This window comes from Curtobacterium luteum (assembly GCF_014646995.1).
In the GTDB taxonomy this organism is placed as follows: Bacteria; Actinomycetota; Actinomycetes; order Actinomycetales; family Microbacteriaceae; genus Curtobacterium; species Curtobacterium luteum.
In genome coordinates, this window is sequence record NZ_BMOI01000017.1 from 60211 (window position 1) to 78530 (window position 18320).

Sequence of the window (18320 nt, forward strand, 5' to 3'; positions counted from 1 at the left end):
CGGCGCTCTTGTCATCGTTGATCGTATGGTCAACAATGACGGGATGGACGTGATCACCGCCGCAGACCAGCCGTCCCCCCTGCACCAGGACACCGGCGCGGCTCGCCGCCGGGTCCGTGTCGCGCTCGTCCAGACGCGCTGGCACGAGGACCCCGACGAGCACGAACGCACACTCGCCGACGGCATCGCCTCTGCGGCGGCGAACGGGGCCACCGCGGTGTTCCTGCAGGAGCTCACGCTCTCCCGGTACCCCGGTGACACCCCCGCCGGCGGGGTGCCGAAGGACGGCGCGGAGTCGATCGAGGACGGCCCCACGATGCGCTTCGTCCGCGATCAGGCACGGCGCCACCGCGTCTTCGTGCACGCGTCGCTGTACGAGCGCCCCGCGGACGACGACCAGCCCGAGGACCCGCGCGGGTACAACACCGCGGTGCTCGTCGCTCCCGACGGCACGCTGGTCGGGAGTACCCGGAAGACCCACATCCCGATCAGCGCGGGGTACTACGAGGACACCTACTTCCGCCCCGGACCCGACACGGACCCCTTCCCCGTGCACGACCCGGCGGGACTCGGTGCTCGGGTCGGCCTGCCGACGTGTTGGGACGAGTGGTTCCCCGAGGTCGCCCGGGCCTACGGACTCGCCGGCTCCGAGGTGCTCGCCTACCCGACGGCGATCGGCTCCGAGCCGACCTTCCCCGACTTCGACACGGCGCCGATCTGGCGGCAGGTCATCGTCGCGAACGGCATCACCGCGGGACAGTTCATGGTCGTGCCGAACCGCTGGGGCGACGAGGGGGCGATCACGTTCTACGGCTCGTCGTTCATCTCGGATCCGTTCGGCCGGGTCCTCGTCGAGGCTCCGCGGGACGCGGACGCGGTGCTCGTGGCGGACCTGGACCTCGACGCGCGCGCGGAGTGGCTCCGGCTGTTCCCGTTCTACGTGACCCGCAGGCCGGACCTCTACGCCACCCTGACCGCGCCGGTCGACCGTCTGCGCGACGGGTACGGCGCTGACGAGGCGATCCGTGCCTCCCTGGCGGATGCGTCGACCACCCACCGGGCCGGCGGCCCGCAGACCGCGGCGGCCGGCGCATGAGCTGGCGGATGCCGGCGGAGACGGCACCCCAGGCCCGGACCTGGATGGCCTTCCCGCGTCCTGGCGCGACCCTCGGCGACGACGCGGCGAGCGCCGAGGCCGCACGGAAAGCGTGGGCGACGACGGCCAACACGATCGTCGATCACCAGCCGGTCACGGTCGTCGTCGACCCGGTCGCCCGGACGGACGCCACCCGGCTCCTGTCCGGCGACGTCGACGTGCTCGAGGCACCGCTCGACGACTTCTGGATGCGCGACACCGGACCGTCGTTCGTGCTCGACGACGGGCGCCTCGGCGCGGTGGACTGGGTCTTCAACGGCTGGGGCGCGAACGCCTGGTCGACCTGGACCCGCGACGCCCGCATCGCGGCGGTCGTCGCCGAGGCCGCGGGGGCGGAACGCATCCCGTCGCTGCTCGTCAACGAGGGCGGTGCGATCCACGTCGACGGCGAGGGCACCGTGCTCGTGACGGAGACGGTCCAGCTGGACCCCCGTCGCAACCCGTACGCCGACCGCGCACGGGTCGAGGAGGAGCTCGCGCGGACGGTGGGGGCGTCGGACGTCGTGTGGCTCCCCCGTGGCCTGACGCGCGACTACGACGGCCTCGGGACGCGCGGGCACGTCGACATGGTGGCGACCTTCGCGTCGCCGGACGTCGTGCTGCTGCACGCCCAGCCGGACGCCGGCCACCCCGACCACCTCGTCATGCCGCAGGTCCGGGCGGCGCTCGAGCAGGCGACGGACGCGACGATCGTCGAGCTCCCGGCGCCGGCGACCCTGACCGACGACGACGGCCCGGTCGACTGGAACTACGTCAACCACGTCGTGGTGAACGGTGCGGTGATCGCGTGTGCCTTCGGGGAACCGGCGGCGGACGACCGGGCTCGGGGCATCCTCGCCGACGTGTACCCGGGGCGCCAGGTGCGGTCGGTGGACGCGCGGGAGGTGTTCGCCCGGGGCGGCGGGCTGCACTGCATCACCCAGCAGCAGCCGAGCGTCGGGGACCGCTAACCGTCGGCCGGCGCCAACCCGATCCGCGACTGCATCCACGCCAGTCCCGCCGCGAGTGCCGCCCGCGCGGTCGTCCAGTTGTGCTTGTCGCCGGGCACGACCCAGGTGGCGACGTGCATGCCTGCTGCCCGGGCGCGTGCCGCCTGGACGGGCATGACCGACCCGTACGTGGTGTCGAGCTGCCCGACCGCGAAGAACGCGTTGGTGTCCCGGTACGGGGCGTTCGCGCGGAGCAGCGCCTCGGGCTGGGCGGCGAGCCAGGCGGCGCGGCTGCCGGCGAACCCGTCGGCGATCGTCTCCGCCGTGTTCCCGAGCGTCGGACCGTCCTCCCCGGACACGTCGATGAGGTTGCCGAACCGCGACGGGTCACCGGCGCCGAGCTGGATGGCGCACGTGCCGCCCTGCGAGAAGCCGCCGATCGTCCACGCCGACGCGGCGGTCTGCACCGTGAGGTGGCTCGTGATCCACGCGGGGACGTCCTTCGTCAGGTACGTGCGGCTGTTCCCGAGCTTGCCGTCCACGCACATCGGGTTCGACGACCGGGGGCCGAGCTGGTCGGGCACGACGACGATCGGCGTGAGACCGCGGTCGACGGTCGCGAGCGCGTTCATCGTCTGCTCGATCTGCCCGCCGCTCTGGACGTCGTTCGGGCCGGCACCGCGCGACTGCCCGGACAGCAGGACGTCGACCGGCAGGTGCGGCGGGTCGGCGGTGAGCGCGGCCGGGGGCAGGTAGACGAGGGCCTGGCGGGCGACGAAGTGGCTGGTGGTGGCCGGGATCGTCTCGTGGAGCAACCGCCCCGCGGAGGGCATGTCCGCGGGCGCTGTCCAGGTGGTCGCGAGGTCGACGCTGCCGGGAGCCGTCGACCCCGCGGGTGACTCGGTCGCGGGGATGCCCAGGGACGAGGTCGGGACGGGTGTGTACGTGGGGACGGGTCGCGGCGAGGACTGCGCCCGCGCGGTGGAGGTCGCCGCTGCCTGCCCGCCCGACACCGCCACCGCGTGGCTCGCACTCCAGCCGCCGAGCCCGACGACGGCGAGCCCCCCGACGGCGAGCCCCACGACGAGCCCGATGCCGAGTCCCCCGGCGAGGAGTGCTGCGCCACGTCGTGCGCGGGGGGTGGTGGGTGTGCGTGCCATCGGTCGTCCTCGTCCTCCGTGCGTTCCGGCAACGGTCCGCTTCGGCCGCGAGCGTAGGGATCGGGTCCGGGAACCGGCTGCCGTCCGGGACCGAACGGCTGAGCGTCCTCCCCATCCGGCTCACAGCGACCGTCTGGCGTCCTCCGAGCAAGCGACATGACGTACAAGCACCGTCAGCACGGTGTACTCAGCGTCGAGTCGGGTGGGTGCCTCGACGTCGGTATCGTCGGCGAACCGGACCACCCGACGGGCGTCCGGTACCCGCACCGGCCGGGGCACCGTCGCCCCGGCCCCGGCCCCGCGGCAGTGCCGCGAGCAGGAGGGAACTCCCTTGGCAACACCCACCCTGGTCACCGCGCCGCCCACCACCACGCGGGGCGGGTCCCTGAAGCGGAACCTCGGCCTCTGGGCGATCGTCGGGCTCGGCCTCGGCTACATGACCCCGACCGTCGTGTTCGACACCTTCGGCATCGTCTCCGACGAGACGAACGGTGCGGTGCCCAGCGCGTACCTCGTCGCGCTCGTGATCATGCTCCTGACGGCGGTGAGCTACGGGAAGATGGTGCGCGTCTACCCCGCCGCCGGTTCGGCCTACACGTACGTGCGGGAGTCGATCCACCCGAACGCCGGCTTCATGGTCGGATGGGCATCGCTGCTCGACTACCTGCTGCTGCCGATGGTGAACGCGCTCATCATCCGGCTCTACCTCGAGCAGGTCTTCCCGGCACTGCCGGCGTGGGTGACTGTCGTGGTCTACACGCTGTTCGTCACCACCGTGATCTGCCTGTCGATGCGCGGCACCTCCAACCTCAACATGGTGCTGCTCGTCGGCGCGATCCTCGCGATGATCGCGTTCGTCGTCTTCGCCGTGATCGAGCTGACCCGCGGCGCCGGTGCCGGCACGATCGTGAGTCCCGAGCCGTTCGTCCACGACGGCGTCACCATGACGGCACTCCTCACCGGTGCGACCGTCGTCTGCTTCTCGTTCATCGGCTTCGACGCCGTCACGATGTACACGGAAGAGGCCAAGAGCATCCGGATCATGCCGAAGGCGATCCTGATGACCGTCCTGCTCGGCGGACTGATCTTCCTCGTGTCCTCGTACTTCGCGCAGCTCCGCTTCCCGACCAACGCACCCTTCGGCGAGTTCACGGACGACCCGCTCCCCCAGATCGGTCTGCTCGTGGGCGGCCCGGTGTTCCAGGCGATCCTCGTCGCCGCCGGGTTCGTCGCCGCCCTCGCATCCGGGCTGGCCTCGCACGCGAGCGTCGCCCGCATGCTGCTCGTGATGGGACGGAACAACGTCCTGCCGAAGCAGGTCTTCGGCTACGTCAGCCCGAAGACCCGCACGCCGATCCCGAACATCGTCATCGTCGGCGCGGTGACCCTCCTCGCGATGACGTTCTCGCTCGACACCATCTCGTCGTACATCAACTTCGGCGCCCTCATCGCCTTCACCTTCGTCAACCTCACGGTCATCGTGCACTTCGCGTGGCGTGAGGGCCGCCGCCGGACCGTCCGCGACTGCTTCACGTACATCGTGCTGCCGGGCGTCGCGATGCTCCTGACGGGTGTTCTCTGGTCACAGCTGCACGCCGACGCGCTCATCGCCGGCGGGGTCTGGGCCGCGATCGGCTTCGTGTACCTGTTGGTCATCACGAAGGGCTTCCGGGTGCAGCCGAAGGGCTTCGACGAGAACCAGCCCGTCACGGGCGTCAACAAGCAGCTCACCGACGAGCACGGACAGGAGACACGATGAACGACACCGCCACCACCTACGCGGTCACCGACCCGGCGTCCGGCGAGGTCCTCGCCACCTTCCCGACGATCACGGACGACGAGCTGCGGCAGGCGATCGCCACGGCCGACGACACGCACGCCGCCTGGGGTCGGTCGAGCACCGTCGCCGAGCGGGCTGCGCTCCTGCACCGCGTCGCCGAGCTCTACCGCGAACGCCGGGAGGCCCTCGCGACGACGATCGTCCGCGAGATGGCGAAGCCGATCGACCAGGCCTACGGCGAGGTCGACTTCTGCGCCGACATCTACGACTACTACGCCGACCACGCGGAGGAGTTCCTCGCGGACCAGCCGATCACCCTGGCCGAGGGCAGCGAGGGCAGCGCGTTCGTCCGGAAGTCGTCCGTCGGCGTGCTGCTCGGCATCATGCCGTGGAACTTCCCCGCGTACCAGATCGCCCGGTTCGCCGGCCCGAACCTCGTGATCGGCAACACGGTACTGCTCAAGCACGCGCCGCAGTGCCCGGAGTCCGCGCTCGCGATCGAGGCGGTCTTCCACGACGCCGGCTTCCCCGCGGGGGCGTACACGAACGTCTTCGCCACGAACGACCAGGTCGCCGACGTCATCGCCGACCCGCGGGTGCAGGGCGTCTCGCTGACCGGCTCCGCCCGCGCCGGTGCCGCGGTGGCCGAGATCGCCGGCCGCAACCTCACGAAGGTCGTGCTCGAGCTCGGTGGGTCGGACCCGTTCATCCTGCTCTCGACCGACGACCTCGACGCCGTGGTCGAGTCCGCCGTCGCCACCCGCCTCGAGGGCAACGGCCAGGTCTGCAACGCCGCGAAGCGCTTCCTCGTGGCCGACCACCTGTACGACGACTTCCTCGCGAAGTTCACCGCCGCCATGTCCACCGTCGAGCCGACCGACCCGAGCGTCTCCGGCGCCGAGCTCGGTCCGCTCTCCTCCCCGACCGCGGCGGACCGCCTCGAGGAGCAGCTCCGCCACGCGGTCGACCAGGGCGCTAGCGTCGTCACCGGTGGCGAGCGCCGCGGCAACGCCTTCACGCCGACGGTGCTCACCGATGTCACCCCGGACAACGACGCGTACCGCGAGGAGTTCTTCGGCCCGGTGGCCGCCGTCCACCGCGTCGCCGACGAGGACGCCGCGATCGCGATCGCCAACGACACCCCGTTCGGCCTCGGCTCGTACCTGTTCACGACCGATCCGGAGCAGGCGCTGCGGGTGGCGGACCGGATCGAGGCGGGCATGGTCTACGTCAACATCGTCGGTGCGGACAGCCCCGAGCTGCCCTTCGGCGGCGTCAAGGCCAGCGGCTTCGGCCGGGAGCTCGGCCCCTTCGGGGCCGACGAGTTCGTCAACAAGAAGCTGATCCGCATCGGCTGACGATCCGACCGGACCAGCAGCGGACGGGAGGCGCGGTGCCAGCCGGCACCGCGCCTCCCGTCCGTCGTGCCGTCTAGACCAGCGCCGTGAACGACGCGTCCCGCACCAGCACGGACGCGGCGTCGCCGCCGACCGCCTGCTCCTGGTCGCTGGACAGCCCGAGCGACCAGCTGCCCCCGCCCGGCTTCTCCGGCAGCGTGAACTCCACCGTCGTCTCCGAGGCGTTCAGCAGCACCGCGACCGTGTCGTCGCCCTGCGTGAGCACGAGCGTCACGGCGCGGTTCCCACCGTCGGCCCAGTCGGTGTCCTCGAAGCCCTGCGCGTCGGCACGGAGCACCTGCACGGTCGACTCCGAGTCCCCGGGCGCGGTCCGGTACCACTCCGGCCGGAGCGACGGGTGCTCGCGACGGAACGCGATCGCCGCCGTCGTGAACGCGAGGAGGTCCTGGTCGGCCGCGGCCCAGTCGAACCACGAGATCTCGTCGTCCTGGCAGTAGGCGTTGTTGTTGCCGCCCTGCGAGCGTGCGATCTCGTCACCGCCGAGGATCATCGGGACACCGGCCGACAGCAGGAGCGTGCCGAGGAAGTTCCGGCGCTGCCGGTCACGGTAGTCGTTCACCGTGCCGTCGTCGGTCGGGCCCTCGATGCCGCCGTTGAACGAGGTGTTGTTGCTCTCGCCGTCGTTGTTGTCCTCGCCGTTCGCCTCGTTGTGCTTCTCGGCGTACATCGTCAGGTCGGCCAGCGTGAAGCCGTCGTGTGCGGTGACGAAGTTCACCGAGCAGAGCGGGGAGCGCCGGGAGCCCTCGTAGACGTCGGGGGAGCCGAGGGTGCGCTGCACGGCGTCGCCGAGGGTGCCCTCGTCCCCGCGCCAGAACGAGCGCAGGTCATCGCGGTACTTGCCGTTCCACTCGGACCAGTCGGCCGGGAAGCCGCCCACCTGGTACCCCGCGGTGTCCCACGGCTCGGCGATCATCTTCACCTCACGGAGCACCGGGTCCTGGTGGATGATGTCGAGGAACGCGGAGTGCTTCTCGGCCTCGCCGTCCTGACGGGTCAGCGTGGTGGCGAGGTCGAAGCGGAAGCCGTCGACGTGCATCTCCTCGACCCAGTAGCGGAGCGAGTCGGTGATGAGCCCGAGCGCGGACGGGTGCGACACGTTGAGGCTGTTGCCGGTACCGGTCGTGTCGAAGTAGTTCGCCTCGTCGCCCTCGACCAGCCGGTAGTAGGCCTGGTTGTCGATGCCCTTGAACGACAGCGTCGGGCCCATGTGGTTGCCCTCGGCGGTGTGGTTGTAGACGACGTCCATGATGACCTCGAGCCCGGCGGCGTGCAGGGCCTTGACCATCTCCTTGAACTCGGCGACCTGCTGCCCGGCGGTGCCCGAGGACGAGTACTCGTCGTGCGGGGCGAAGAAGCCGATGCTGTTGTAGCCCCAGTAGTTGCGCAGGCCCTTGTCGGCGAGCGTCGAGTCCTGGACGAACTGGTGCGTCGGCAGGAGTTCGACGGCGGTGACGCCGAGGTCCGTCAGGTGCCTGATCGCGGCGGGGTGGGCGAGGCCGGCGTAGGTGCCGCGGATCTCCTCGGGCACGTCGGGGTGCTGTTTCGTGAAGCCCTTGACGTGGACCTCGTACACGACGGTGTCGGTGAGCGGGGTCGCCGGTCGGGTGTCGCCGCCCCAGTCGAAGTCACGGTCGGCGACGACGGACTTCGGCATCGCGCCCGCCGAGTCGGTGTCGTCGCGCTGGTCCGGGTGCTCCATGTCGTGCCCGAAGAGCGCCTGCCCCCACTCGTAGGAGCCGTCCACGGCGGTGGCGTAGGGGTCGAGCAGCAGCTTCGCCGGGTTGTGCCGCAGGCCGTTCGCCGGGTCCCACGCGCCGTGGACCCGGAAACCGTACCGGGTGCCGACGGTGACGTCCGGGACGACGTCGTGGAAGGTGTAGCCGGTGCGGTTCCGGAGCTCGGTGCGGTGTTCGGTGCCGTCCTCGTCGAAGCGGCAGAACTCGACGCGCTCGGCGGTGCTGGAGAAGAGTGCGACGTTCGCGCCGCCGTCGACGAGCGTCACGCCGAGCGGGGTCCGGGAGGAAGTGGTCATGTCGTCCTTGTACCGGTCGGACGCTGGGACCTGCGCCGAGGTGCGTACCCCGGCTGACGGTGCGCCCCGGCGGGGCGGTGCGGGCGGGAGGCGCGGTGCGGGCCCGCCCCGCGCCTCCCGTCCGGTGCTGGGCCGCGTCAGACCGCGATCCGGCCACCGTCGACGGGCAGGACCGCGCCGTGCACGAAGGACGCCGCGTCGGTCGCGAGGAAGACGATCGCCTCGGCGACCTCCTCGGCCGTGCCCGGCCGTCCGGCGGGGCCGGCAGCGGCGAGCTGGTCGAGTGCCTCGCCCATCGCAGCGGTCCCCTCGGTCCGGGTCGGGCCGGGGCTCACGGCGTTCACGCGGACGCCGGACGGACCGAACTCCGCCGCCCAGGACTTCGTGAGGAGGACGAGTGCCGCCTTGGTCGAGCCGTAGAGGCCCATGCCGGCGGCGCCGAACTCGGCGACCATCGTCGTGACGTTCACGACGGCACCCGTCCCGCGCTCGGCCATCCCCGGCGCGAGCGCGGCGACGAGGAAGTACGGCGCCTTCACGTTGATGTCGAAGACCTCGTCGAACCCCTCCTCGGTGGTGTCGGCCGTTGCGCCGAACGGGAAGATGCCCGCGCTGTTGACGAGGACGTCGACCCGGCCCCCGCCGATGCGCAGGGCCTCGGCGGCGAGTCCGCGGGCGCTCGAGGCGTCACGCAGGTCGGCTGCGACGAAGTCCGCGGTGCCGCCGGCGGCTCGGATGCCGTCGACGACCGCGGCGCCGCGCTCGGCGTTCCGCCCGGAGACGACGACGTGCACGCCGCGGGCGGCGAGGAGTTCGGCGGTGGCGCGGCCGATGCCGCTGGTGGATCCGGTGACGAGTGCGGTGGTGGTGGTCATGGCGATTCCTGACTGAACAGATCGGTACGGTTAGCGTTGCGCTGGTAACTGTACAGATCGGTGCAGTAAAGTCAAACCATGTCCGACGCACCCGCCTCCCGCCCGCGACGGCGCCCTGCGTACGAGCGGGCCGTCGCGACCGCCGACCGGCTGTTCTACGAGCAGGGCATCCACGCCGTCGGGGTCGACCAGGTCGCGGCCGAGGCCGACATCTCGAAGGCGAGCCTGTACACGCACTTCCGCACGAAGGACGACCTCGTGCTCGGGTACCTCCGCGGTCGGAGCGCGTCCTGGCAGGAGCACGTCGCGCGCGAGCTCCCCGGGCGCGGCTCGACGCCGGCCGAGCGCGTGCTGGCCGTGTTCGACCTGCTCGGCGAGTGGTTCGACGAGCCCGGCTACCGCGGGTGCCCGTTCATCAACGTCGAGGCCGAGTACGGCGCCGGACACCCGACGCACGAGGTCACCCTCGAGCACCGGGAATGGGTGCGCGGGCTGTTCGAGTCGCTCCTCACCGAAGCCGGCGACCCCGGGCCGGAGGCGACCGCACTCCAACTCTGCTTGCTCTACGACGGCGCGATGGCGAGCGCGCAGGCGGACCCCGGACGTCCCTGGGCCGCGGCGGCCCGGAGCGCTGCCGTGCGGGTCCTCGGCATCCCGGACGCACGGCTCTAGGATCGGCTCATGACCACCGGTGCTCGGCGCTCCCGTCCCGCCCTCGTGACCGCTGCCGTCGTCCTCTGGCTCGTCGTGTGCGCCGTCCAGCTCGTCGGACAGGCCCTGATGATCGGCCGGACCGCTGCACTGTACGGCCCGTGGTCCGTCGTGGTGTACGTCGTCGGGTTCGGACTCATCGGGTTCGTCGTCTTCGGCGCTGTCCGACTGGCACGGGGCTCCGGCCGCGCACGGTTCTGGCTGGCGGTGCTCGCCGCGCTCGGGCTGCTCGGCGCCGTCGTCCCGCCGTACGGCCTGACCACCGCCGAGCGGGTGGCCGCGGCCCTCGCCGGGGTGCTCCCGTACCTCCCGCCGGCGCGCGCCTGGTTCCCGCCGCGGCCCGCGCGCGCTCCGAAGGCGCAGCAGCCGCGCGTGGTCGGGTGGGACCCGGACACCGGCGAACCCGTCCGGGCCAGCGAGTGACGGACTAGGGCGTGTTGCTACATGGCTCAGTGGTCGCTGGGGTTGGCGATACGGTCGTCGAGTGGATACAGAGGTGGAGTTGGGGGTGGCGTCGCACTCCGGCTCGTGAGGGCCGAGGATGGAGCGACGCTTGCCGAGGGGTATCGCGAGAACCGGGAGCACCTGGAGCCTTGGGAGCCGACGCGGGACGAGGAGTTCTTCACTGAAGCGCGGCAGCGCGCTCAGATCGAGAAGACGCTGGAAGCGTTCGCCGCTGATGCGGCGCTTCCGCTTGTGCTCGCTGATGGCACGCGAATCGTTGGTCGGGTCAATCTCACCGGCATTGTGCGGGGCGCGTTCCAGAACGCGAATCTCGGGTACTGGGTCGGGGCCAGTCACGAGGGACGTGGACTGATGACCGCCGCCGTCGCGGCTACGGTGCAAATTGCGAGAGACGAGCTGCACTTGCACCGAGTTCAAGCGGCGACGTTGCTTCCCAACAAGGCGTCGCAGTCCGTGCTGCGCAAGTGCGGGTTCACCGAGTCCGGTGTCGCCGCCGACTACTTGTGTATCGCCGGGTCGTGGCAGGAGCACCGGCTGTTCCAACGCATCCTGACGACATGAGCGCCGACTACGTCGCTGTCTGATCTCGCGCCCAGAGCAGTGCTGCTGCGAGGCAGAGCGCCGCGTGGTAGTTCCGTGCCGTCTTGTCGGAGCGCATCGCGATGCCCCGCCACTGCTTGAGCCGGTTGAAGCACCGCTCAACGACGTTGCGGCGCTTGTAGTCGTCCGCATCGAACAGGATCGGCCGTCCTGGACGTTTCCGACGGTGAGCGATCTGGTCATCGCGTTCCGGGATCGTCGTCTTCACGTCCCGTGATCGCAGCCATGCCTTGTTCACCCTCGACAGGTACCCCTTGTCCGCGCGCAGCCGATCCGGCCGGGAACGCGGACGTCCAGCGGTAGGGACACGGATCTGCTCCATCGTCGCCGGCAGCATGATCGTGTCCGCCACCTGGCCGCCCGTGATGACGAAACCGAGCGGCCTGCCCTTGCCACCGCAGACCAGATGCGTCTTTGTTCCGTCCCGGGTCCGATGGAGGCTCTCAATCCACGGGAGGATGAGAGTCATGGGAGCACCGAGGAAGTACCCGGATGAGCTTCCTGAGCGGGCGGTCCGGCTCGCGGTGGAAGCGCGCCGCGACCCAAACACAAGAGGCGGCGCGTTGCGTCGGATCGGTGAGCAGTTGGGGATCAATTCGGAGACGCTGCGGAACTGGGTGCAGCAGGCCGAGGTCGATGCCGACGATCGGCCGGGTGTCACCTCTGACGACGCGCAGCGGATCGCGGAGTTGGAGCGTGAGGTCCGGGAGCTGCGGCGCGCGAATCAGATTCTGAAGTCGGCGTCGGCTTTCTTCGCGGCGGAGCTCGACCGCCCGTCCAGCAGATGACGCAGTTCATCGATCAGCACAAGCACGAGTTCGGGGTCGAGCCGATCTGCAGGACGTTGCAGGTTGCCCCGTCGAGCTACTACGCCGCGAGGTCGAGGCCGCCGTCCGCGAGGTCGCACAGCGATGTCGTCCGCATGCCGAGATCGTGCGGGTGCATCGGAGCAACTACGGCGTCTACGGTGCCCGGAAAGTGCACGCGCAACTGCGCCGAGAGGGCCGCCAGATCGCCCGCTGCACCGTCGAACGCCTCATGCGAGCCGCCGGCTTGCATGGTGTGAGCAAACGGAAGGGGCCGAGGACGACGATCCCAGCTCCCATCGGCGATCGGCCCGCGGACCTGGTGCAGCGGGCGTTCACCGCGACCGCCCCGGACCAGCTGTGGGTTGCCGACATCACTTACATCCGCACCTTCTCGGGCTGGGTTTACGCAGCGTTCGTCACCGACGTGTTTTCCCGCCGGATCGTCGGGTGGCAGCTGTCACGGAACATGCGCACCGACCTCGTTCTCGAAGCCCTCGAGATGGGTCTCTGGACCCGGCAACGAGACGGCCGAGACCTGTCGCAGCTAGTCCATCACAGCGACCGCGGAGTCCAATATCGAGCCATTCGCTACACGGACCGGCTCGCCGAGGCCGGCGTGGTCGCGTCCGTCGGGTCGAAGGGCGACAGCTACGACAACGCGCTCGCCGAGGCCGTGAACTCGATCTTCAAAGCCGAACTGATCCGCAACAAGGGGCCATGGCGCGGCATCGAGGACCTCGAGATCGCGACGGTCGAGTACATCGACTGGTTCAACCACCGCCGCCTCCACGGCGAACTCGGCATGGTCCCACCCGTCGAGTACGAGACCGACCACTACCGGCACCACCCCGCTCCGACTACCGTCGGGACGGCACTACCGAGCCTCCACTGCACCCGGGGCGGAACACGGCAGGGAGATCAACCACCAAACTGACAAAAGGTACATTATCGGCGCGTACCGGCTTCCTGGCTCGACTCACTAGCGCTCGACACTCCACACAGCCGGCCCCTCGTCCGCTTTCCGCGCACTCGCGGCCTCTTCGCGTTCCCTTGCAGCCACCGGCGCAAGCCGCCCCTCGAGAAGCTCTTCGGGAGGAGTCACGATCCCGCCGCCCTCCGCGTCGATGAGCTACGCAGTCGCCGGGACCACCCGCACCCCCTGGTGTTTCTACCCCAGAGCGGGGGGGCTGAGCGCCTATCTGGTCCTCACCGCCCCATTGAGAGGCCGAATACCGTAATGTACCGTTTTGACCCTCTTCGATCCGACCTGATTCCGGTTGGCGAGAACGAGGGTGTCCCACGCACAGCTCGACAGTCCTCAGGAGAAGCCATGGTTCCAACACGCAGACGAGCGTCCCTGCCGCCGCTGTTGCGGCATCACCGCCGCTCATGGCTAGCCGTGGCTGCCCTTGCAACCTCAGTGACCATTGGCCTTTTGACACCAGCAACCACCAGTGGTGCGTGGTTCACAGCGACCCAGAGTAGAACAGGTAATTCCATCTCGGCCGCGACTCTTCAGCCTGTAAGCGGGCTGACGGCGACCCAATACAATGATCGGAATACTGTTCGCTGGTTGAGCGCCAATCAGCAGTCCTGGGCGACGGCAAACAATGTGACCACCCACCCGACATATACGGTCACTCGTACAATTGACGGGAAAAATCCCACCACCGTTTACACCGGCGGGCAAACGACCACAACAGACAGTTACTCGTCCACCGTTACTGGCAGTATCCCCAGCAGTTTCAGTGCTGGCGCCGATAGCGCTGGCAACATTCAATCGGACGGTTCCGTGTGGACCTGGGGCACCGGGCAAAGCGGGTCCCTCGGCGTCGCCACTGACTACGCTCCGAACCCTGTGAAGGTTACGATCCCCGGCGGTCGTAGCGCCGTTGAGCTGACCTACTCGTTCGATGCAGCAACCGTCCTCGCCGCCGACGGAACCGTGTGGTTTTGGGGCGGAATGAGGCAGAACAGCGACTGCTCGGGGACCATGTCGAACGTGAATACCCCTACGCAGGTTCAAACTCCCGCCGGGAAGACCATTGTGTCTGTCAGTCCAAGTGACAGGTGTGCAATTTTGCAACTTGCTTCCGATGGAACACTATGGACCACTCCATTCCGCGGTAGCCCCACCCAAGTTGTTCTTCCGGGCAACCGGCGCGTCACTCAGCTCACAAAGGGAGCAATGGTTCTAGCATCCGACGGCACTGTTTGGGCATGGGACAGCAACTCAACGGGGCAGACTGGAAACGGCTCGACCTCCGGATACTACTCCAGCAACTCACCGGTGCAGGCAATCCTCCCCGCGGGAACCTACGCGACACGCGTCGCATCTTACGGCGCAAATGCTGCGTTTCTACTAAACAATAATACAATCTGGACCGTTGGCACAAATAACGTAGGACAATTGGGTGCAGGGCTTTCCAATACCGGCAGCTATGGTTATTCCCAGCAGTTCAAGGTGCCGAGCGACAAGACATGGGTAGATGTTCGTGTCGGTAGTGCTAATATTGCGGCACTCGCAAGCGACGGCAGCATTTATATCGCAGGGCAGGGTAACACTGGCGTTTTGGGAAATGGAAGTCAGAGCAGCACCAACGTGCCGGTTGCAGCGAAGAATCCGGGCAGTGTCCAATTCAAGAGTTTCGATCTAGGCGACAGTAGCGTTTACGCGGCGGATCAAAACTCTAACTACTTCGGGTGGGGAATCAATGTCAACAGCAACAGCCAAGCTCTGTTCGGCAATAACAACAACCCATCCGGCGCGATTTATTATTACCCCTATCTTGCGGCCACGAATCAGCAGTACACGAAAGGCAAAGCCCCGCAGTTTTGCTTCAATGGAGGGGCTGCGAATTCGGCCGGATACTGCCTACCGCCTGGAAACGTTTCGTACCAAGTCTCGTACACGTACGGCCCGTGGTCGGCTGCTTCTCAGTCCGTCTCATCGTTGGCTTCAGTGACCCAGACTGGGTCGGCGGTAATCGGTGGCCCGGGAGGCAGTAACCTATGTCTGACTATCCAGGGCAACGGGGCCGCCCAAGGAACAGCTGTAGTTTTGGCTGCATGCGACTCATCGTCGGTGGGGCAAAAATGGACGACGTGGTCTGACGGCAGCTTCCGTGCAAACGGGAAGTGCCTCGATATGAAGGGCGACACACCGGGTACTGTCGTGCAGCGCTGGGACTGCAACGGGCTCAGCTACCAGTGGTGGGTTCCTCGAGACGACGGATCCATGTACAACCCGTCATCGGGGTTGTGCCTCGCTGATCCAAGCGGGACCGCTGCAACTGGCGTGCAACAGCAAATCGCGAAGTGCGATGGAAGCGCATCCCAGAAATGGAAGATCTCTTAATCAGGTGATCACCGTAGTGCGGTCAGACACGACGACCTCGTTGGCGTCGTGTCTGGCCACACGCCTGACTTGCACGTTTCGTTACCTGGATCGCCTGCAGGAGCGGTAGGTGATCCGAACTGAGCTCGCCACCCAGCGGACCCGGTCGCGGTGGCTGCCGGGAGCTGGGGTTTCCGAAAGCGAGCGATCTAGCGATAGCCTGCCCGATCGATGACGGTCGGGGCCGGCAGGACGCGCACCCGACCAGCGATGTTGGATTCGGTGATGTCCGTCAGCCACAGCCAGTCCGGAACCGCCGCCGTGAACGCGCGTCGGACCTATCGTTGTGCACCGGTGTGCTGGCCTCACGGTTCAGGCCTCGCTTCTTCGCGTGCAGCGACCAAGCCGGCTACGTGGACGTTGTTGCCAATGAGCCCGTATCCGAGCATCGGGTTGTCCCGGCGCGCATGACGGTTGCGTGGGTTAGACGCCGGTCAGCTCAGTCGCGATCGGTCACCGGCTCGCGGGCCCCGGTGGGAACCCTTGCTTCGAGCAATCCCAGCACCCGGAAGGCCACCTCGACCGGGATCCGGTCTGCGGCAAGTTCGAGGACCAGCGGATAGATCAATTCGGGAAGTTGGGACTGGGTGAAGTACGCCGCTCCTCGGCGGAGGATCTCGTTCTCCTGCTCGAGCAGCCGGATCCGTTTCTGCGCCTCCCGCAGCTCGGCTTGCAAACCGCTCTCATCGGCGGAACCCTAACAGCACCATTGCCGGTCGTCTCGGTCGGCGATTCGCAACCGTCTGGTCAGACAGGACTCAGCGGCGCCGAAGCCGTTGGCGACCTGCCGCACCGATGTCTCGCCTGTGCGGGCGACCATGATCACATCGCGGCGCAACTCGCCCGGATACGCCTCCACCATGGAGCACGTACTCCCAGCAGAACCAATGCCCCGACCCGTCAGGAGTCAACCGCACCTGCGGCAGTCCCAGCAGCCTGAATGGTGCGCGGTGAACCGCAATAATCCGCCCGCTGCTTATTGACGCCAAGGCCCGGCCGCCTCCGCGCGCAAGTGATCAGTCCGCGGGCTCAATCAGTACTCTGAACCGTGCCCCGAGCGAAACCACGCAAATCATAGGACGGCGAACGGTCAGCTACAGGGATGGAGCGCCACAATGGCGTTGCGAGCGGTAGGGGCTCAGAGGCCTGCTGCTTGCCGTGAACTCAGGTGGTCTGCGTCATCGTAAGGATAAGCCGGTAGCGCAAGCTCGCACGCTGGTAGGTATTGTTGGCCGAGGTCGGAACTTGAATCTTGACCGCAAGCTTGATCGCTTTGCCTGGCTTGAGGACAGTGAATTGTTGCTGCGGGCCGCCAGAGAGCGGTCCGCTGATCTTCGTGACGTTGGACGTGGTCACCTGCCACCGTGTGACGTTGCCGAGCTTCTTGGTGTCAGCGAGCGTGAACGACGAGAGGTAGAGCTTCATCGGAACTTTGCCGATGTTGGATACGGGCGCCGCGACGGTCGCGGTCGCTCCCGGCATAACCGTCATAGCCTTGTTGTACGCAACGGCCTTGCCGTCGGGTCCGGTGACAACAATCGTCCCCACCTTGATGGGGTTCGTCTTGACCACGGGGACGGCGGCTTTCGCCGCTGCATACGCCGGCACTGATGCGCCGAGGATGAGCGCGCAGGCGCTCGCGATGGCCATGACGGCCGTCCCCTTCCGTCCTCGACGCTTCGTCCCAATGAGTTGCGCGACGTCAGGTGCAGGGCGCGAACGGCCGAAGTACACCGCGCCGAGGGCGACCAAGATCACCAACGCTAGCCCGGCCATGAGCAACGGAACGGCGTTCGCCGCTGCCCAGTGCAGCAACTCGTCGAGAAGCCCCGACGCCGGATTTTGCGCTGGCTGGGCCGGAGGAACCGTGCACACCAGTGAGCTGACGGCTGAACAAGACATGATTCCTCGCAGGTTAAAACGGTACAAAACGGTGTAGATGTCCGACACTCTAGCTGTTGGTGCGCGACTGACTCACCCCCATACGGGGTATGCGATGTCGAGCTACTGACGCTGGGCGCAGCGCCGTACTGGAGGCGAGCGCCACGCAGGCAGTCAAGACCGCTGCCGACCCACGTCGATGCGCCTCGAAGCGCGAGGGTGTCGCCCTCCTGAAGGTGCAGGGGTGGCACGGATCAGGCAGCCACCCCTGCACCAGACGAAGAGTCAGCCCCCTCGTTCGGCATTCAGGGGGACAGGGGCAGCCTTCGTCAAACGCAAGGTACCAGTCTGTACCGTTTCGTGCCATAATGAACCGCTTCATGCATGCTGTTTCAAGCTGCCAGTGTCTGTGCAGTCCCTAGACAGAAGGAGAGACGTCTTGACGTCACCCCACTCGAGTACCCGAGGGCGTCTCGTATCAGTTGGCGCCGCGATGACGCTGCTCACGATGAGCGCCGTGGTTGCGGCCACTCCGGCGATGGCAGCACCGACCGTGTGGCCGTCATCATTGACCGTCGCGGGAGGGTCGTCGGTGCAGGGCATCACGATCCACGACGGCCTCCTATATGCCGCTGATCACGGGACGGGCCGGTTTACGACGACAACCCCCGGCGGGTCAACGAAGACGGTGCTGACCGTTGAGGGCGGCGAGCCGGCGGCGGTGGCCGTCGACAGCAAGGGCGATGTGGCCTTCACTCTTGACAGTGACCCCACCGTGTACCAGGTGGCCGCAAGCGCCTTGCCACTCACGGTCTCGGCCAACAGCCTGTCCACTGACCCGAACGTCCAGGTCCGCTACCACCAGACCGGCACCGAGTACTTCTACGGCCTCGCGTTTGACGCGAGCGACAACCTCTACTTCGGCAAGTCCGTCAACGCGTCGGTGTACGAGCTTCCCGCGGGTCAGCAAACGGTGGTCACGACTGTGGTGGGTCTCGAGGCCGGTGTTGACGGTATGGGGTTCGCGCCTGATGGGTCGCTGTATTTCGCCACGGACGACGGGAACGTGCACAGCGCGACCAAGAGCCAGCTGCAGAGCAGCCTGCC

General features: G+C 67.8%; 15 protein-coding genes, 1 pseudogene and 1 other annotated feature. Of the genes and pseudogenes, 10 read left to right on the forward strand and 6 right to left on the reverse strand.

The annotated features are described in order from the left end of the window. Positions 1–43 precede the first annotated feature (43 nt). Positions 44–1096, forward strand: a complete 1053-nt coding sequence (locus IEY20_RS15765; protein WP_175327482.1) for a nitrilase-related carbon-nitrogen hydrolase — start codon at positions 44–46, stop codon at positions 1094–1096. Next, a complete protein-coding gene (locus IEY20_RS15770) occupies positions 1093–2106 on the forward strand; it encodes an agmatine deiminase family protein (protein WP_175327481.1) in 1014 nt (337 codons plus the stop codon). The genes IEY20_RS15765 and IEY20_RS15770 overlap by 4 nt, the downstream gene beginning before the upstream one ends. Here IEY20_RS15770 and IEY20_RS15775 read toward each other — a convergent pair. Continuing rightward, positions 2103–3245 (reverse strand): alpha/beta hydrolase, encoded by a 1143-nt coding sequence (locus IEY20_RS15775; protein WP_188889298.1) that lies wholly within the window; start codon positions 3243–3245, stop codon positions 2103–2105. The two genes, IEY20_RS15770 and IEY20_RS15775, sit on opposite strands and share 4 nt — an antisense overlap. 331 nt (positions 3246–3576) lie before the next feature. Between IEY20_RS15775 and IEY20_RS15780 the strand changes: the two genes are divergently transcribed. Together IEY20_RS15780 and IEY20_RS15785 are read left to right on the forward strand one after the other, a co-directional pair. Beyond that, positions 3577–5004, forward strand: a complete 1428-nt coding sequence (locus IEY20_RS15780; RefSeq protein WP_229728112.1) for an APC family permease — start codon at positions 3577–3579, stop codon at positions 5002–5004. After that, on the forward strand, positions 5001–6383 hold the full coding sequence (locus IEY20_RS15785; RefSeq protein WP_022904097.1) for an NAD-dependent succinate-semialdehyde dehydrogenase: 1383 nt from the start codon (positions 5001–5003) through the stop codon (positions 6381–6383). The genes IEY20_RS15780 and IEY20_RS15785 overlap by 4 nt, the downstream gene beginning before the upstream one ends. Before the next feature lie 73 nt (positions 6384–6456). On the opposite strand, the gene glgX is transcribed toward IEY20_RS15785, so the two are convergent. After that, positions 6457–8475: a glycogen debranching protein GlgX gene (gene glgX / locus IEY20_RS15790; protein ID WP_175327479.1), complete on the reverse strand. Its 2019-nt coding sequence runs from the start codon at positions 8473–8475 to the stop codon at positions 6457–6459. Between the two features lie 137 nt (positions 8476–8612). Then, the gene (locus IEY20_RS15795; RefSeq protein WP_175327478.1) at positions 8613–9350 is read right to left on the reverse strand and encodes an SDR family NAD(P)-dependent oxidoreductase; all 738 of its coding nucleotides are present in this window, start codon (positions 9348–9350) and stop codon (positions 8613–8615) included. A gap of 78 nt (positions 9351–9428) precedes the next feature. Here IEY20_RS15795 and IEY20_RS15800 point away from each other — a divergent pair, with 78 nt between their 5' ends. From IEY20_RS15800 to IEY20_RS15810, 3 genes are all read left to right on the forward strand, one after another. Further along, a complete protein-coding gene (locus IEY20_RS15800) occupies positions 9429–10022 on the forward strand; it encodes a TetR/AcrR family transcriptional regulator (RefSeq protein WP_022904100.1) in 594 nt (197 codons plus the stop codon). 9 nt (positions 10023–10031) lie between these two features. Next, positions 10032–10484, forward strand: coding sequence for a hypothetical protein (locus tag IEY20_RS15805; protein WP_175327477.1), 453 nt, complete (start codon positions 10032–10034; stop codon positions 10482–10484). Positions 10485–10589: 105 nt separating this feature from the next. Beyond that, complete coding sequence (locus IEY20_RS15810; RefSeq protein WP_229728113.1) at positions 10590–11087, forward strand: GNAT family N-acetyltransferase; 498 nt, start codon at positions 10590–10592, stop codon at positions 11085–11087. Between the two features lie 7 nt (positions 11088–11094). Here the strand turns inward: IEY20_RS15810 and IEY20_RS15815 are convergent, their stop codons facing one another. After that, a complete protein-coding gene (locus tag IEY20_RS15815) occupies positions 11095–11595 on the reverse strand; it encodes an IS5 family transposase (RefSeq protein WP_022904103.1) in 501 nt (166 codons plus the stop codon). Between IEY20_RS15815 and IEY20_RS15820 the strand changes: the two are divergent. Both IEY20_RS15820 and IEY20_RS15825 read left to right on the forward strand, forming a co-directional pair. Next, positions 11594–12869, forward strand: a pseudogene (locus tag IEY20_RS15820) (IS3 family transposase). The gene IEY20_RS15815 and the pseudogene IEY20_RS15820 overlap by 2 nt on opposite strands. Next, positions 11872–11985, forward strand: a sequence feature (AL1L pseudoknot). It overlaps the preceding pseudogene by 114 nt. Positions 12870–13508: 639 nt before the next feature. After that, the gene (locus IEY20_RS15825) at positions 13509–15293 is read left to right on the forward strand and encodes a ricin-type beta-trefoil lectin domain protein (RefSeq protein ID WP_175327476.1); all 1785 of its coding nucleotides are present in this window, start codon (positions 13509–13511) and stop codon (positions 15291–15293) included. Positions 15294–15771: 478 nt separating this feature from the next. Here the strand turns inward: IEY20_RS15825 and IEY20_RS15830 are convergent, their stop codons facing one another. Together IEY20_RS15830 and IEY20_RS15835 are read right to left on the reverse strand one after the other, a co-directional pair. Next, complete coding sequence (locus tag IEY20_RS15830; protein WP_022904104.1) at positions 15772–16008, reverse strand: hypothetical protein; 237 nt, start codon at positions 16006–16008, stop codon at positions 15772–15774. A 488-nt stretch (positions 16009–16496) separates the two neighbouring features. Further along, positions 16497–17282, reverse strand: coding sequence for a hypothetical protein (locus IEY20_RS15835; RefSeq protein ID WP_148286207.1), 786 nt, complete (start codon positions 17280–17282; stop codon positions 16497–16499). A 424-nt stretch (positions 17283–17706) separates the two neighbouring features. Here IEY20_RS15835 and IEY20_RS15840 point away from each other — a divergent pair. Next, a partial coding sequence (locus IEY20_RS15840) for an NHL repeat-containing protein (protein ID WP_229728114.1) occupies positions 17707–18320 on the forward strand: 614 nt, incomplete at its 3' end.